Source organism: Janibacter alkaliphilus (assembly GCF_013408565.1).
In the GTDB taxonomy this organism is placed as follows: Bacteria; Actinomycetota; Actinomycetes; order Actinomycetales; family Dermatophilaceae; genus Janibacter; species Janibacter alkaliphilus.
Map to the genome: position 1 here is coordinate 2,420,466 of NZ_JACBZX010000001.1, position 15,248 is coordinate 2,435,713.

The 15,248-nt window shown below is 69.6% G+C and carries 15 protein-coding genes; 9 read left to right on the forward strand and 6 right to left on the reverse strand.

The window, feature by feature from the left end:
* Positions 1-68 precede the first annotated feature (68 nt).
* The 7 genes from BJY28_RS11575 to BJY28_RS11605 all read left to right on the forward strand — a co-directional run bounded on the left by BJY28_RS11575 (position 69) and on the right by BJY28_RS11605 (position 7,021).
* On the forward strand, positions 69-1,058 hold the full coding sequence (locus BJY28_RS11575; RefSeq protein WP_179463151.1) for a PfkB family carbohydrate kinase: 990 nt from the start codon (positions 69-71) through the stop codon (positions 1,056-1,058).
* A gap of 36 nt (positions 1,059-1,094) precedes the next feature.
* Positions 1,095-1,841: a leucyl/phenylalanyl-tRNA--protein transferase gene (gene aat, locus BJY28_RS11580; protein WP_425485710.1), complete on the forward strand. Its 747-nt coding sequence runs from the start codon at positions 1,095-1,097 to the stop codon at positions 1,839-1,841.
* Between the two features lie 111 nt (positions 1,842-1,952).
* A complete protein-coding gene (gene ctaC, locus BJY28_RS11585) occupies positions 1,953-2,840 on the forward strand; it encodes an aa3-type cytochrome oxidase subunit II (RefSeq protein WP_343037082.1) in 888 nt (295 codons plus the stop codon).
* The gene (gene ctaD, locus BJY28_RS11590) at positions 2,840-4,636 is read left to right on the forward strand and encodes an aa3-type cytochrome oxidase subunit I (protein WP_179463153.1); all 1,797 of its coding nucleotides are present in this window, start codon (positions 2,840-2,842) and stop codon (positions 4,634-4,636) included. The genes ctaC and ctaD overlap by 1 nt, the downstream gene beginning before the upstream one ends.
* The gene (locus BJY28_RS11595) at positions 4,633-5,034 is read left to right on the forward strand and encodes a cytochrome c oxidase subunit 4 (protein ID WP_179463154.1); all 402 of its coding nucleotides are present in this window, start codon (positions 4,633-4,635) and stop codon (positions 5,032-5,034) included. Before ctaD ends, BJY28_RS11595 begins: the two co-directional genes overlap by 4 nt.
* A gap of 136 nt (positions 5,035-5,170) precedes the next feature.
* A complete protein-coding gene (locus BJY28_RS11600; protein WP_179463155.1) occupies positions 5,171-5,662 on the forward strand; it encodes a GNAT family N-acetyltransferase in 492 nt (163 codons plus the stop codon).
* Positions 5,663-5,824: 162 nt separating this feature from the next.
* The gene (locus BJY28_RS11605; RefSeq protein WP_179463156.1) at positions 5,825-7,021 is read left to right on the forward strand and encodes a L,D-transpeptidase; all 1,197 of its coding nucleotides are present in this window, start codon (positions 5,825-5,827) and stop codon (positions 7,019-7,021) included.
* Between the two features lie 48 nt (positions 7,022-7,069).
* Here BJY28_RS11605 and BJY28_RS11610 read toward each other — a convergent pair whose 3' ends face one another.
* From BJY28_RS11610 to ctaE, 5 genes are all read right to left on the reverse strand, one after another.
* A complete protein-coding gene (locus tag BJY28_RS11610) occupies positions 7,070-7,444 on the reverse strand; it encodes a metallopeptidase family protein (RefSeq protein WP_179463157.1) in 375 nt (124 codons plus the stop codon).
* Positions 7,445-7,560: 116 nt separating this feature from the next.
* On the reverse strand, positions 7,561-9,276 hold the full coding sequence (qcrB, locus tag BJY28_RS11615) for a cytochrome bc1 complex cytochrome b subunit (RefSeq protein WP_179463158.1): 1,716 nt from the start codon (positions 9,274-9,276) through the stop codon (positions 7,561-7,563).
* Positions 9,276-10,376, reverse strand: a complete 1,101-nt coding sequence (qcrA, locus tag BJY28_RS11620; protein WP_179463159.1) for a cytochrome bc1 complex Rieske iron-sulfur subunit — start codon at positions 10,374-10,376, stop codon at positions 9,276-9,278. Before qcrA ends, qcrB begins: the two co-directional genes overlap by 1 nt.
* A 60-nt stretch (positions 10,377-10,436) precedes the next feature.
* Positions 10,437-11,219 (reverse strand): cytochrome bc1 complex diheme cytochrome c subunit, encoded by a 783-nt coding sequence (qcrC, locus tag BJY28_RS11625; protein WP_179463160.1) that lies wholly within the window; start codon positions 11,217-11,219, stop codon positions 10,437-10,439.
* Positions 11,220-11,276: 57 nt separating this feature from the next.
* Positions 11,277-11,939 (reverse strand): aa3-type cytochrome oxidase subunit III, encoded by a 663-nt coding sequence (gene ctaE, locus BJY28_RS11630; RefSeq protein WP_460630425.1) that lies wholly within the window; start codon positions 11,937-11,939, stop codon positions 11,277-11,279.
* Between the two features lie 140 nt (positions 11,940-12,079).
* Here ctaE and BJY28_RS11635 point away from each other — a divergent pair, with 140 nt between their 5' ends.
* Positions 12,080-12,595 carry a response regulator gene (locus tag BJY28_RS11635; RefSeq protein ID WP_246313395.1) on the forward strand — a complete coding sequence of 172 codons (516 nt, stop codon included), beginning with the start codon at positions 12,080-12,082 and terminating at the stop codon, positions 12,593-12,595.
* A 4-nt stretch (positions 12,596-12,599) separates the two neighbouring features.
* Positions 12,600-13,676 carry an anthranilate phosphoribosyltransferase gene (trpD, locus tag BJY28_RS11640; RefSeq protein ID WP_179463161.1) on the forward strand — a complete coding sequence of 359 codons (1,077 nt, stop codon included), beginning with the start codon at positions 12,600-12,602 and terminating at the stop codon, positions 13,674-13,676.
* 274 nt (positions 13,677-13,950) lie between these two features.
* On the opposite strand, the gene BJY28_RS11645 is transcribed toward trpD, so the two are convergent.
* On the reverse strand, positions 13,951-15,132 hold the full coding sequence (locus tag BJY28_RS11645) for a hypothetical protein (RefSeq protein ID WP_179463162.1): 1,182 nt from the start codon (positions 15,130-15,132) through the stop codon (positions 13,951-13,953).
* Positions 15,133-15,248 lie beyond the last annotated feature (116 nt).

Sequence of the window (15,248 nt, forward strand, 5' to 3'; positions counted from 1 at the left end):
ACGCACCTCACGACGAGGCCGCGGTCTCCCTCCCGGGACCGCGGCCTCGCCGTCTGTAGGGTGACCGGGTGCCTATCGCCATCGCCGGATCCATCGCCACCGACAACCTGATGACCTTCTCCGGGAGGTTCGCCGACTCGCTCGTGCCGGACCAGCTGGACAAGATCTCGGTCTCCTTCCTCGCCCACTCGCTCGAGGTCCGCCGCGGCGGGGTGGCCGCGAACATCAGCTTCGGCATGGCCAACCTCGGCCAGCGCCCGGTGCTCGTCGGCGCCGTCGGCGAGGACTTCGCCGACTACCGCTCCTGGCTGGAGCGGCACGGCGTCGACTGCGGCTCGGTGCTCACCTCGCAGACCCAGCACACCGCCCGCTTCGTGTGCACCACCGACGACGACATGGCCCAGATCGCCACCTTCTACGCCGGCGCGATGAGCGAGGCCCGGGAGATCGAGCTGGCGCCCATCGCCGAGCGCGTCGGCGGCCTCGACCTCGTGCTCGTCGGCCCGGACGACCCCGAGGCGATGCGCCGGCACACCCGCGAGTGCCTCTCCCGCGGCATCCCCTTCGTCGCCGACCCCAGCCAGCAGCTCGCCTTCAGCGACGGCGAGTTCATCCGCGAGCTCATCGACGGGGCCGAGTACCTCATCACCAACGAGTACGAGTCGCACCTGACCGAGCAGAAGACCGGCTGGAGCCAGCAGGAGATCGACTCCCGGGTCACCTACCGGGTCACCACCCTCGGCAAGGACGGGGTCCGGATCACCGGGAAGGGGATCGAGGAGCCGATCGAGGTCGGGGTGGCCCGCGAGGTGCGCAAGGCCGACCCCACCGGGGTCGGCGACGCCTTCCGCGCCGGCTTCCTCACCGGCGTCTCCGAGGGGCTGCCGCTGCGCGAGTCGGCCGAGCTCGGCTCGATGCTGGCGACCTACGTCATCGAGACCGTCGGCACCCAGGAGTACGAGCTGGGCCAGGCCCGCTTCCTGGAGCGGCTCGCCGAGGCCTACGGGCAGGAGAGCGCCGACCGGATCGCCGGCCACGTGCGCTGCCCCCGCCCCTGACCCGCGCGCAGCAGGCCTGACCGAGGACCCGGGCCGGTGACCTCGCCGCCCGTGCGGCCGCCCCACCCGCCGACGGAGCCGCCGCCGACCCGCTGGCGGCTGCCCGACCCCGCCGGGGCCGGGGAGGACGACCTGCTCGCCCTCGGCGCCGACCTCGAGCCCGGGACGATGCTGGCCGCCTACCGCGGCGGGCTCTTCCCGATGGGGGTGGGCGAGGGCGGCGGGCCGCCGCTGGGCTGGTGGTCCCCGCTGCGCCGCGGCGTGCTCGAGCCCGGCTCGGTCCGGGTGAGCCGGTCGCTGCGGCGCTCGCTGCCCACCTTCACCACGACCGTGGACCGCGCCTTCGACGCGGTCGTCGCCGGCTGCGCGGACCCGAGCCGCTCGGGGGCGTGGATCACCCCGGCCGTGGCCGCCGCCTACGGTCGGCTGCACCGGCTCGGGTGGGCGCACAGCATCGAGGTGTGGCGGGCCGGCGAGCTCGTCGGCGGCCTCTACGGCCTCGGCGTGCGCGGGCTCTTCGCCGGGGAGTCGATGTTCCACCGGGCCACCGACGCCTCGAAGGCGGCGCTGGTGCGCCTGGACGGGATCGTCGCCGGGGACGGGGACCCGCGCCGGATCATCGACGTGCAGTGGCGCACCGACCACCTGGCCACGCTGGGTGTCACCGAGATGGCCCGGACGGACTACCTGCTCCGGCTGAGCGCTGCGGCGGCCTGCCCCGAGATCGACTGGCGCGCAGCGGCGGACGATGCTGCCGGTGACGGCGGTACGGCGCCGGGCTGAGGCCTCACCGCACGCTCGACGCCGGGCACCCCTTGCGGCGTCAGGACAGGCCTGTGCGGTAGCGTGGCATCCGTCGTTTGGAACCATCTGATGAGTGGGTGTCTTGTGCCTGTGACTCGCCGTCCGGCCCGGTCGCGTTCGCGCCGCCGTCTCGCCGTCCTCGGTCTTGCCCTGAGCCCGCTGGTGCTCACCGCCTGCGGCGCCGTCGGGGTGCACGCCGACCCGGCGAACGGGTACCTGCCGAACGGCATCACCGAGGAGTCCAAGCAGGTCGAGGAGCTGTGGATGGGCTCCTGGATCGCCGCGCTGGCGGTCGGCGTGCTCGTCTGGGGCCTGATCCTCTGGTGCGTCGCGGCCTACCGGAAGCGCAAGGACGACAACACCCTCCCGGTGCAGTTCCAGTACAACGTGCCGCTGGAGATCCTCTACACGGTCGTGCCCATGCTCATGGTGGGCGTCCTCTTCTACTACTCCGAGGTCGCCACCCAGGACCTGCACGACACCAGCGCGGAGCCGGACGAGACGATCAACGTCGTCGCCAAGCAGTGGACCTGGGACTTCAACTACGTCGACGCCGACGTGCACGAGTCCGGTCAGATGGCCGAGCTGACCGGTGAGGAGGGCGTCGAGGAGACCCTGCCGACGCTCTACGTCCCGGTGGGGGAGACCGTGGAGCTGCAGCTGACGTCGCGCGACGTCGTCCACTCCTTCTGGGTGCCGGCCTTCCTCGAGAAGATGGACCTCAACCCCGGCGTGGTGAACGTCCTGCAGGTCACCCCGACCGAGGAGGGCACCTTCCAGGGCAAGTGCGCCGAGCTCTGCGGCGCCTACCACAGCCAGATGCTCTTCAACCTCGAGGTGGTCAGCCGCGAGGAGTACGACGCGCACATGGCCGAGCTCGAGGAGCAGGGCAACACCGGCCTGCTGCCGAACGACCTCAACCGCGACGAGATCATCGAGCGGGACCAGCCGCTCCTGGACGAGGAGGAGTCGAACTGATGTCCACCGTCAGCGGCGCCCTGAACCGCACCTCCGACGACTCCGTGCGCAACGAGCGGGTGGCCGCGCGACGGGCCCGGGCCGGCACCCAGTTCTTCCGGTACATCACGACGACCGACCACAAGGTCATCGGCAACCTCTACCTCATCACCAGCTTCCTCTGGTTCCTCGTCGGCGGCGTCATGGCCGTCGTCATCCGGCTCGAGCTGTGGGCCCCCGGCCTGCAGGTGGTGGACAACCCCGAGCAGTTCAACCAGATGTTCACCATGCACGGCACGATCATGCTGCTGCTCTTCGCGACGCCCTCCTTCGCCGGCTTCGCGAACGCGCTCATGCCGCTGCAGATCGGTGCGCCGGACGTGGCCTTCCCACGGCTGAACATGTTCGCCTTCTGGCTCTTCCTCTTCGGCGGGATCATCGCCGCGCTGGGGCTCTTCACCCCCGGCGGCGCCGCCTCCTTCGGCTGGACCGCCTACGCGCCGCTGTCCGACTCCGCCTTCAGCCCGGGGATCGGCGCCGACCTGTGGATCTGGGGCCTGGGCCTGAGCGGCTTCGGCACGATCCTCGGTGGCGTCAACTTCATCACGACGATCATCTGCATGCGGGCGCCCGGCATGACGATGTTCCGGATGCCGATCTTCACCTGGACGGTGCTGATCACCTCGGTGCTCATCCTCATGGCCTTCCCGGTGCTGGCCGCGGCGCTCATCGGCCTCGGCTTCGACCGGCGCTTCGGCGGGCACATCTTCGACCCGAGCAACGGCGGGGTGATGCTCTGGCAGCACCTCTTCTGGTTCTTCGGGCACCCCGAGGTCTACGTCCTCGCGCTGCCGTTCTTCGGCGTGATCTCCGAGGTCATCCCGACCTTCTCGCGCAAGCCGATCTTCGGCTACAAGACGCTGGTCTTCGCGACCATCGCCATCGCCGCGCTGTCGGTCTCGGTGTGGGCCCACCACATGTACGTCACCGGCCAGATCTTCCTGCCGTTCTTCGCGATCATGACGATGGCGATCGCGGTGCCCACCGGGGTGAAGTTCTTCAACTGGATCGGCACGATGTGGGGCGGCAAGATCGTCATGAGCGCGGCCATGCTGTGGGCCGTCGGCTTCCTCGTGACCTTCCTCTTCGGTGGTCTGACCGGGGTCATCCTGGCCAGCCCGGCCCTGGACTTCCAGGTCAGCGACACCTACTTCGTCGTGGCCCACTTCCACTACGTGCTCTTCGGCACGATCGTCTTCAGCTTCTTCGCGGCGCTCTTCTACTGGTGGCCGAAGTTCACCGGGAAGATGCTCGACGAGCGGCTCGGCAAGATCCAGTTCTGGCTGCTCTTCGTCGGCTTCCACACGACCTTCCTCATCCAGCACTGGCTGGGCGCGAACAACATGCCCCGCCGCTACGCCGACTACCTGCCCGAGGACGGCCTGCAGCTGGGCAACCAGATCTCCACGGTCGGCTCGCTCATCCTCGCGGTGAGCTTCCTGCCCTTCTTCTACAACGTCTGGAAGACCCAGACGAAGGGGGAGAAGGTCGAGGTCGACGACCCGTGGGAGTACAGCTCCAGCCTGGAGTGGGCGACCTCCTGCCCGCCGCCGCGGCACAACTTCACGTCGATCCCGCGGATCCGCTCCGAGCGGCCCGCCTTCGACCTGCACCACCCGGAGTACGCGCCGAAGGCGATCCGCAGCGCGCTGGAGCGTGACCGCGAGCTCGCCGCGGGCCAGGCAGGCGCCGGCTCCGGCTCCGCGGGCGGCACCGGCTCGACCTCCGCCCCGACCACCCCGGGAGACGCCCGATGAAGGCCGAGACCAAGCTCTTCACCCTGCTCGGCGCCTTCTTCGCCGCCTGCGGGATCGCCTACGGGCTGGTCACCGGCTGGGACGAGCCGGTCGGTGTCGTCGCGCTGCTGCTCTCCGCCGGCCTCGGCGCGATGATCAGCTTCTTCCTCTGGAAGGCCGGCAAGGACCTGCCGCCGCGGCCGGACGACAGCCCGGACGGCGAGATCGCCGACCAGGCCGGCGACTACGGCGAGTTCGCCCCCTACTCATGGTGGCCCCTGTGGCTCGGCCTGTCCGGCGCGATCATCTTCCTCGGCGTGGCCGTCGGCTTCTGGGTCTTCTTCCTCGGTGCGGTCTTCGGGGTCTACGCCCTCGTCGGCTGGGTCTTCGAGTACTACCAGGGCGAGCACGCCAGCTGACGACCCCGCCGGGAGACCGGCGGGCCCGTGACGGGAGACCGCCTCCCGCTGCTCTGCCGACTCGTGACCCGCGCGTAACCGGCGCGTGACCGCGGCGGCCCCGGCCTCGCCGGCCCGGCCGCTAGCGTCGGTCGACATGGACGAGGGACACCCTGTACGGCAGGCGACGGCGGCGGACGCTCCCACCCTGGGGCGGCTGCTGTGGGCCTTCAACACCGAGTACGAGACCCCGACCGACCCGGCGCAGGTGCTCGCCGACCGGTTCGCCCGGATGCTCCAGGGGCGCGACGCCTTCGCGCTGCTGGCCGGCGAGGACGACGGCTTCGCGCTGGTGACGCTGCGCCCGGCGATCTGGTTCGACGGGCCGATCGCCCAGCTCGAGGAGCTCTACGTGGGGCCCGAGCGGCGCAGCCAGGGCATCGGCAGCGCGCTGCTGTCGGCGGCGCGGCACCTCGTCGAGGAGCGCGGGGCCCCGGAGATCAACATCATCGTCGACGAGAGCGACCGGGCCAGCCAGCGCTTCTACGAGCGGCACGGCTTCGCCACCAGCAGCGGCGGGGTGCGCGACCGGATGCTCTTCTACGCCGGCCCCAGCGAGGAGACCGCCGAGATCCCGGTGGTCCGCTGACCGACGCCCCCGGTCCGTCGACCGCGCGCGACCGGCGAGGATTCGGGCCTGACGACGCCCGCCGGTAGGCTGATGCGGAGCGGTCGCGGCAGGGGCGGCCGCCCGTCGGGCGGGTCACGTCCGACGCGACGTGGCCGGGCTCGGAGCAGGGTGGACTGACGTATGCGTGCGAGGACGACGACCGTCGCCGTGGGAGCGGCGCTGACGATGGGCCTGGCGGCCTGCTCGGGCAGCTCCGGTGGCAGCGGGTCCGCCAGCTCCAGCGGTGCGGCGGCCAGCTCGAGCAGCGCGACCCCCGAGCCGGCGACCGTCGAGGTCAGCCCCCGCGACGAGGCCAGCGAGATCATGCCCGACGACGAGGTCACCGTCATGGTGACCGAGGGACAGCTGCAGGAGGTCGTCGTCACCGACGCCGACGGCGACGAGCTGGCCGGCGCCGCGGAGGGCCAGACCTGGACCAGCTCGGCCCGGATGAGCCCGTCGGAGACCTATGAGGTGGCGGTCACCGCCACCGGACCGGACGGCACCGACAGCACCCAGACCTCCACCTTCACCACCCACGAGCCGGAGGTGACCGCCACCTACGGGGTCGTCTACGACGAGCAGACCGTCGGGGTGGGCATGCCGGTGAGCATCCAGTTCGACTCCGAGGTGACCGACGAGGTCTACCGCAAGGAGATCGAGGAGGCGGTGACCGTGAAGACCACCCCGAGCACCGAGGGCTCCTGGGGATGGCTGGACAACCGCCAGCTGATGTGGCGACCGAAGGAGTTCTGGGAGCCCGGGACGAAGGTGAGCGTGGACGCGCCGCTGACCGGCTTCCAGACCGGCGACGACAAGTGGGTGGCCGAGGACCTGTCCGGCTCGATGACCATCGGGCGGGAGCAGCTGAGCACCGTCGACATCGCCAACCACGAGATGACCGTCGAGCGCGGCGGCCGGACCGTCAAGACCTACCCGGTCAGCAGCGGCAAGCCCGGCCCGGAGACCGAGACCCGCTCCGGGATGAAGATCGTCATCGGCAAGGTCCGCGAGATGACCATGGACTCCAGCACCGTGGGCGTGCCCGAGGGCGACCCGGACTACTACAACGTCGACACCGAGTGGAACGTCCGGGTGACCTGGACGGGGGAGTTCCTGCACTCGGCGCCCTGGTCGGTGGGCTCCCAGGGCAGCACCAACGTCTCGCACGGCTGCGTCAACCTCGCCCCGGCGAACGCGCAGTGGGTCTACGAGAACAGCCTGCCGGGGGATCCGGTGGACTTCACCGGCAGCGACCGGGAGTTCCTGCCGACCGAGGGCATCGGGGTGTGGCAGTACTCCTGGGCGCAGTGGCAGGAGCAGAGCGCCGCGGCGTGACCCGCCAGGCGTGCACCGGCAGCTGCCGGCGGCGACCGTGACGCGCGATCAGCCCCAGCCGAGCTCGTGCAGCCGCTCCTCGTCGATCCCGACGTGGTGCGCCGCCTCGTGGACGATCGTCACGGTGATCTCCTCGCGCAGCTCCTCCAGGGAGTCGCACATCCGGGTCAGCGGACCCCGGAAGAGGAAGATGCGGTCCGGCAGCGCCCCGGCCCAGCCACCGTCGCGCTCCGGCAGCGGCACCCCCAGGTAGATCCCGAGCAGGTCGACCGCCTCGTTCGGCGGCATCTCCAGCTCGACCGGGTCCGGCTCGTCCTCGACGAGGAAGGCGACGTTGTCGAGCAGGTCGAGCATCTGCGCCGGCACCTCGTCCAGACCCTCCTGGACCAGCCGCTCGAAGTGGGCACGGTCGACGTCGATCATGTGGGCTCCATCGGTGGTAGCAGCGCCGGCGCTCGGTGGGCCATCGCGGCCAGGTGCGGCTCAGGGCCCCGGGAGCGTGCTCCCGGGGCCCTGCGTGCGGTGGGCGGCTCGGCCACTCAGCGGCTGCCGATGCCGGCCGGCTCCTTGGCGCCCTCCACGGCCTCGTGCTCGTCGTGCTCGTGGTGCGCGGCCTCGAGCTCCGCCGGGGTGACCGGTCGGATCTCGTCGTCGAAGAAGAAGCCGTGCAGCCGCGCCCGCAGCTTGCGCTTGGCGCCACCCTTGCGGGGCACCCCGTTGGCGTCCGTGTCGCCCTCGATCTGCAGCGGCTCGGCCGGGTCGTGCTGGACGTAGGTCCAGCGCTCGTAGGCGTCCAGCGGGGCGTGCACCTCGTGGAAGTCGCCGCCGGGCCCTCGGACGATCCGACCGGTCTCCCGGCCGTGCAGCACGACCTCCCGGTCGTGCCGCTGCAGGCTCAGGCAGATCCGCTTCGTCGCCCAGAAGGCGATGACCGGTCCGACGAAGGTCAGCACCCGCAGCAGCTGGGTGATGTCGTTGATCGACAGGTCGAACTTGATCGCCATGATGTCGTTGCTCGCGGCGAACATGAGCACGCCGTAGAGGGTGAGCGCGGCGACACCGAGGGCGGTCCGGGTGGGCCGGTTGCGCGGGCGGTCCAGCAGGTGGTGCTCACGCTTGTCACCGGTCACCCAGGCCTCGATGAAGGGGTAGGCGATCATCCCTCCGTAGAAGAGCGGGATGACCAGGAGGGCACCGATGATCACCGGCCAGGCCCAGGTGTAGCCGAAGGTGGTGAACTCCAACCACCCCGGCAGCAGCCGCAGCGCCCCGTCCGGGAAGCCCATGTACCAGTCCGGCTGGGCGCCGGCGGTCGTGGCGTTCGGCATGTAGGGCCCGTGCACCCAGACCGCGTTGATCTGCACCAGCGAGGAGATCAGCGCGATCCCGCCGAAGACGATGAAGAAGAAGCCGCCGGCCTTGGCCGCGTACACCGGCATCACCGGGAAGCCGACGACGTTGTCGTTGGTCCGGCCGGGCCCGGGGTACTGGGTGTGCTTCTGCACCGCCACCAGCACGATGTGCGCGGTGAAGAGCGCGATGAGCAGACCGGGCAGCAGCAGGATGTGCACCGAGTAGAGGCGCGGGATGATGTCCTCGCCCGGGAAGCCACCACCGAAGAGGGCGTAGCTGACGTAGCTGCCGATCACCGGGATCGCCAGGATGAAGCCCTGCGCGGCCCGCAGCCCGGTGCCGGAGAGCAGGTCGTCGGGGAGCGAGTACCCGGCGAAGCCCTCGACCAGCGCGAGCAGCGAGAGCACGCAGCCGATGATCCAGTTGATCTCGCGCGGCTTGCGGAAGGCGCCGGTGAAGAAGACGCGCAGCATGTGCACCGACAGGGCGACGATGAAGAGCAGCGCCGACCAGTGGTGGATCTGGCGGATCAGCAGACCGCCCTTGACGTCGAAGGAGATGTCCAGCGTCGAGGCGTAGGCCCGGGACATCTCCACGCCCTGCAGCGGGACGTAGGAGCCCTCGTAGACGACCTCGCCCTGGGTGGGGTCGAACCAGAAGGTCAGGAAGACCCCGGTGAGCATGCACACGATCATCGAGTACATGGCGATCTCGCCGAGCATGAAGGACCAGTGGTCGGGGAAGACCTTCTTCATGAGGTATCCGACGCCCTTGGCGGCGCCGGTGCGGTCGTCGATCCACCCGGCCACGCCGCCGGCGCGTCGGGCCCCCTTGCCCAGCGGCGGTCGGCTGGGCTGGTCGTCCGCCCGCAGGGCGTCCGCCGGTCGGCTCGTCGCGCTCATCAGGACTCACGCTCCCAGAAGCTCGGGCCGACAGGCTCCTGGAATTCCTGGTCGGCGATGAGGTAGCCCTCGCCATCCACAGTGATCTTCAGCTGCGGCAGCGGGCGCCCGGCGGGGCCGAAGATGACCTCGCAGTCGTTGGTGACGTCGAACGTCGACTGGTGGCAGGGGCAGAGCAGGTGGTGCGTGGTCTGCTCGTACAGCCCGACCGGGCAGCCGACATGGGTGCACACCTTGGAGTAGGCGACGATACCCTGGTAGCCCCACTCGCGGGCCTTCCGGCCCTTCTCGGTGTCCTGGAAGTCCTCGGGGTTCAGGCGCATCATCAGCACCGTCGCCTTGCCGATCTGGGTCAGCCGGTCCGGGCCGTGGATGTCCATGATCCCCTCGGGGAGGATGTGGAAGACGGACCCGATGGTGACGTCGCTCGCCTTCACCGGGCGGGCCTCCGGGTCGAGCATCAGCCGCTTGCCCTCGGTCCACATCGTCGTCGAGAGGTCCTTCTTCGGCAGCGGGCCGAGGCTGCCGACGAGCTGGACCAGCAGCGGCAGCGAGAAGAGACCCATGGCGCCGCCGAAGGTGGCCTTCAGCAGCGGGCGGCGGGTGAGCTGGGAGGACTCGGCGCCGTCCAGCATGGTGTCGACGAAGCCGTCCCGGGACTCCTTCGAGGAGCGCAGCGGGTGGCGCATCTCGACGACCTCGGTGTCCGGCATGAGGGTCTTGGCCCACTGCACCGCGCCCAGACCGATGCCCAGCAGGGAGAGCGCCAGACCGAGGCCGAGCAGCAGGTTGGCCAGGCTCATCTGGCCGGTGATCGGGACGTAGACCTCGGTCTCCACGTCGACCATGAAGTAGGCGACGATGAAGAGCACCGTGCCGAGCATGGAGAGCAGGAAGAGCCCGGCGACCTGACGCTCGGCCCGCTTGGCCGCCTTCGGGTCGTCGTCGGCCGCGCGGTGCTCGTGCGGCGGCATCCCCGGGTTCTGGAACTGCTCCGGCAGACCGCCGTCGCCCTGGACGTGCCCCTGGTCGAGGCGCACGGCCGCCGAGCCCGGTTCCGGGTCGCCCGGCCGGCTCTCGTCGGGGGTGTTCTCACTCATCGTTCGGCGTTCCTGTCGATCGTGGCGGTGGTCAAGGGGCGCTGTCTCGTGCGGGGGTGGTCAGGCCGACTTCTTGCCCAGCCAGATGGCGGCCACCACGAGCAGCCCCAGCCCGGCGGTCCAGGCGAAGAGCCCCTCGGTGACCGGGCCGAGCGAGCCGAGCGGGTTGCCGCCGGGGTTGCCGGCCTCCTGCTGCTGCTCGAGGTAGGCGATGACGTCCCGCTTCTCCTCCGGGGTGATGTTGGTGTCGTTGAAGACCGGCATGCTCTGCGGACCGGTGAGCATGGCCTCGTAGATGTGCGTGGAGTCGACGCCCTGCAGGGAGGGGGCGTACTTGCCGCGGGTCAGCGCGCCACCGGCGCCGGCGCTGTTGTGGCACATCGCGCAGTTGACCCGGTAGATCTCGCCGCCGCGGCCGGCGTCGCCCTTGGAGCCGTCGACCATCTCCTCGGACGGCACGCTCGGGCCGGGGCCGAGGGAGGCGACGTAGGCGGCCACGTCGTCGATCTCCTCCTCGGTGAAGTGCGTCTTCTCCACCCGCGGGGCCTGCTGGCTCGGGGCGAGCATCGGCATCCGGCCGGTACCCATCTGGAAGTCGACGGAGGCGGCGCCCACCCCGACCAGGCTGGGGCCGACGTCCTCGATGCCGGTGCCGTTGGCGTTGTGGCAGGTGGCGCAGTTGGCGGTGAAGAGCTTCTTGCCGTTCTCCAGGTCGTCGGCGCTGCTCGTCGCCGCCTCGGCGGTCCTGGGTGCCATGGCGCTGTAGGCGGTACCGGTCACCATCAGGGCGAGCAGCAGCAGCAGGCCGATCGCGGCGGGGTGGCGGCGGTTCAGGCGGGGCATGCGGCGTCCTGTCCTGCGGGGGCGGTTTCGGGATCGGTTCGTGTCAGTCATTCGGAGTCACCCGAGCAGGTAGATCGCGGCGAAGAGGGCGATCCACACGACGTCGACGAAGTGCCAGTAGTAGGAGGTCACCACGGCGCCGGTGGCCTGGGCGTGGCTGTAGTGCCGCGTGGTGAAGGTGCGGCCGATGATCAGCAGGAAGGCGATGAGGCCGCCGGTGACGTGGATGCCGTGCAGGCCGGTGGTGAGGTAGAAGACCGACGACCAGCCGTCGGCGCTCGGCGTGATGCCCTCGCTGACCAGGGTGGCGTACTCCATGACCTGCCCGGAGACGAAGACCGCGCCGAAGATGTAGGTGAGCACGTACCACTCGCGCATCCCCCAGCTGCCGACCTGCAGCAGGCTGCCGGTGCGCGCCTTCTGACCGTCCTCGGCCTTCATCACACCCAGCTGGCACCACACCGAGGAGACCACGAGGATCAGGGTGTTGGCGGCGGCGAAGGGGACGTTGAGCTCGGCGGCCCGCTCGGCGAACTCCTCGGGGTTGATCGCCCGGTGGGTGAAGAGCATGGCGAAGAGGCCGGCGAAGAACATCAGCTCGCTGGAGAGCCAGACGATCGTCCCGACCGAGACCATGTTCGGGCGGGACACCGGACCGAGCGAGGCGTGCGCGCCGACGGGCTCGGCCGAGGTCGAGGCAGGGGAGGATGCTGTGGCCACGAAGACAGTATGGACCACCAGGCCACGGCTGTGCGGCCACCCCCCGTCGTTGGCGTGGTCACGGTCTCGCACCATTCCCTGAGCACCCTGTGGGCGACCTTCGTCTCGCCTGGGACCGGCGGTGGCTACCATCGGGTGCCATGAGCGCAACCGGGTCCAGCCATGCCGCGACCACCCTCGGCGGATCGCCCGCCGACGGCCCTGCGGCGCCGCGCCTCGAGCTGCACGTGCTGCTCTACAGCGACAGCTATCTCACCCGGGACGCGGTCCGGGCCGGCGTCGGTCGCCGACCCGCCCGCGACGTCGAGGTCGTCCGCTGGACCGAGTGCGCCACCGCCCCGGCCGTCCTCGAGGCGGTCGACGAGGGCGGCATCGACCTGGTGATCCTCGACGGCGAGGCCGCCAAGACCGGCGGCATGGCCCTCTCCCGGCAGATCAAGGCCGAGGTCAGCGACGCCCCGCCGGTGCTGCTGCTCATCGGCCGGCCGCAGGACGGGTGGCTGGCCTCGTGGTCGATGTCCGACGCCGTGGTGCCGCACCCGCTGGACCCGATCGCGCTGGCCGACACGGTGGCGCGGATGGGCCGGGACGCCGCGGCCGGTGCGCCGGTGGCCGGCTTCGCCCCGGACCCGGGTCGTCCCGGGCCGGACGCCTGAGCCGGTGAGCGACGCGAGCCCGGTGGCGACGACCTGGCCGGACCTGCTCACCGCGTTGCTGCAGGGTCGCGACCTCGCGCGGGACGAGGCCGCCTGGGCGATGGCCCAGGTGATGTCCGGCGAGGCCTCCCCGGTGCAGCTGGCCGGCTTCCTCGTGGCGCTGCGGGCGAAGGGGGAGTCCACCGCCGAGCTGCGGGGGCTGGCCGACGTCATGCTGGACAGCGCCCGCCGGATCGAGGTGCCGGGGGAGACCCTGGACATCGTCGGCACCGGCGGCGACCGGCACAACACCGTGAACATCTCGACGATGAGCGCCCTGGCCATCGCCGCCGCAGGCGTGCGGGTGGTCAAGCACGGCAACCGGGCGGCCTCCTCGTCCTCCGGGACGGCGGACGTGCTCGAGGTGCTGGGCCTGCGCCTGGACCTGGAGCCGGAGCAGGTGGCCCGGGTGGCGACCGAGGCCGGCATCACCTTCTGCTTCGCCCGGACCTTCCACCCGTCCATGCGCTTCGCGGCCGAGGCCCGCAGCGGGCTGGCCGTCCCGACGGTCTTCAACGCGCTCGGGCCGCTGACCAACCCAGCCCAGCCGCGGTACTCCGCGGTCGGGGTGGCCGACCCGCGCTTCGCCCCGCTGATCGCCGGGGTCTTCGCCGACCGTGGCCGGGACGCGGTGGTCTTCCGCGGCGACGACGGGCTGGACGAGATGACCATCTCGACGACCTCGTCGATGTGGTGGGTGGCTCAGGGGCAGATCACCGAGGTCAGCCTGGCGCCCGAGGACGTCGGACTCTCCCGTGCGCCCCTGGAGTCGCTGCGCGGCGGGGTGGCCACCGAGAACGCCGACGTCGTGCGGCGGCTGCTGGCGGGAGAGCCGGGTCCGGTGCGCGACGCCGTGCTGCTCAACGCCGGGACCGCGCTGGCCCTGGCTGGGCAGGGCGGGGCGCCGGTGCCGGCCGACGAGGTGGCCGAGGTGGTCCGCGCCGGGGTGCAGCGCGCCGCGGCGGTCATCGACGACGGCTCGGCGGCCGCCCTGCTGGAGCGTTGGGTCGCGGTGAGCACCGATGACGCGCTGTTGACGTGAGGTTTAGCCCGCTGCTGACGTGAGGTTTAGCCCGCTGCCCGTCCCTGCAAGGCGTGGGCGCACCCGTAGCGGACGGATCGGATTCGAAAGTCCCTGGTGTGCTGCTCTTGAAAGTGCCGTCTCGGGCAAGCAGGTCTGGCATGCCTGAGGGCATATAGGGGTCGCGCTTCCGTTCGAGGCGTACCTGACCTGCAAGACTTGCAAACCCTGGGCAGTTTGACGCTCGATCGGACCATGTGGCGGCAGGACCAGGTGTTTGTGGCCTCAAGTGAATCTAAAGATCAAAGTGTGAGAGACCCCAGGGAGTCAAGTCCGTCAGGTCCTGATCACCGCGGACCTCCCGTACCCCTGGCGCCCACGCCGCGAAAACTTCACCTGACGGCACCACCATCTCGATGGTGTCGACAGGAGGGTCTCTGTCTGGGATGGCAGTAGCTGACTCGGCGGACATTTGCGAATGCCTGATGCAGGTCTCAGGGACTGGAAACTCGCTGTCTCCGATCTGGAGGTTGTGTGCTGGAGCTATGACTACCTTGGGAACTACGCCTGCTGGTGATTCGGCACGTAAAGGGCCGGTACCGAATGGAACGACCTCCCCCTCCCAGAGGAGGCGGGCACGTCGCAGAAGACCGCGATCGTGACTTCTGTAGCTGCCAGTAAGAGGTGCTAGTGCTCTATGTGTGATGTTCTCTATGACAACGAGGTCATATAGCGTGTCAATCGAGATGTCGGTGAACGCCGTCTCCTCCTCAGGAACCTGAGGTAGGTCCATTGAGAAGAATAATTGTCCATTGACGTAGAAACTCATCCTGTCGCTGGCTTCCATCTCGCGACCCAGGAGAGCCTCAGCGAGCTTAAGGCGGTTTGTGGTCGCGCCAGAGGTGATGCTCTCCAGCTTTGCGTCTTCAATCCTATCGGCTTGAACTCCGAATGACACCTGGATGGTGACGGCGCCTGCCACGAGACACTCCCAGAGTAGGCGCCCTTCCTGGCTCCCGCGACGAGTCACCGCTGCCTCGTACTCGCTCACTATTGACCCGTCTCCTGCAGTGAGCAATACCTGGACCTCGTTGGAGGAGTTCTGTCGCAGCAGTTCTGTCACCGAGAGCTGGTGGAACTCATCTGGAACAGTTCCATTCACTATGGTGTCAAGTTCAGGCATTGTTGAGCCAATGGGCCCTATGTAGGCCACGCCTTCATCGACCAACTCGAACTGACCCACGATCACGTCTGCCTCTAATGATTCGTGGCTGAGCTCGATCACGCCAAGTTCATGCAGAGCTAGTACGAGGTCCATAGTCAGGAGACTCAGCAAAGCCGCATGAGCGAAGTACGTGACAGCCGCGGAGTAGCGTTCCTTGACCGGGAAGAGCTGGCCTTCGCTCTTGTGTCCTCGTGTGTCAACGTGGACCACGTCGCCGTACAGCCAGGCGGCCGCCAACTGTGTATCGGACACCTGGGGGTGGCCCAGGTTTGATTGACCTGAGACGCCTGGACGGCGAAGCGCAGAACTTCCCTGCCATCAAGATTCAGTCGGGACCACTCGCTGCGCAGATCATCGAGACTTCTGGT

What these genes read in the sequence shown, in the direction of transcription:
- ctaD (WP_179463153.1), top strand. Translation starts at nt 2,840, where the DNA reads ATGTCCACCGTCAGCGGCGCCCTGAACCGCACCTCCGACGACTCCGTG.
- BJY28_RS11595 (WP_179463154.1), top strand. Translation starts at nt 4,633, where the DNA reads ATGAAGGCCGAGACCAAGCTCTTCACCCTGCTCGGCGCCTTCTTCGCC.
- BJY28_RS11600 (WP_179463155.1), top strand. Translation starts at nt 5,171, where the DNA reads ATGGACGAGGGACACCCTGTACGGCAGGCGACGGCGGCGGACGCTCCC.
- BJY28_RS11605 (WP_179463156.1), top strand. Translation starts at nt 5,825, where the DNA reads ATGCGTGCGAGGACGACGACCGTCGCCGTGGGAGCGGCGCTGACGATG.
- BJY28_RS11610 (WP_179463157.1), bottom strand. Translation starts at nt 7,444, where the DNA reads ATGATCGACGTCGACCGTGCCCACTTCGAGCGGCTGGTCCAGGAGGGT.
- qcrB (WP_179463158.1), bottom strand. Translation starts at nt 9,276, where the DNA reads ATGAGCGCGACGAGCCGACCGGCGGACGCCCTGCGGGCGGACGACCAG.
- qcrA (WP_179463159.1), bottom strand. Translation starts at nt 10,376, where the DNA reads ATGAGTGAGAACACCCCCGACGAGAGCCGGCCGGGCGACCCGGAACCG.
- qcrC (WP_179463160.1), bottom strand. Translation starts at nt 11,219, where the DNA reads ATGCCCCGCCTGAACCGCCGCCACCCCGCCGCGATCGGCCTGCTGCTG.
- BJY28_RS11635 (WP_246313395.1), top strand. Translation starts at nt 12,080, where the DNA reads ATGAGCGCAACCGGGTCCAGCCATGCCGCGACCACCCTCGGCGGATCG.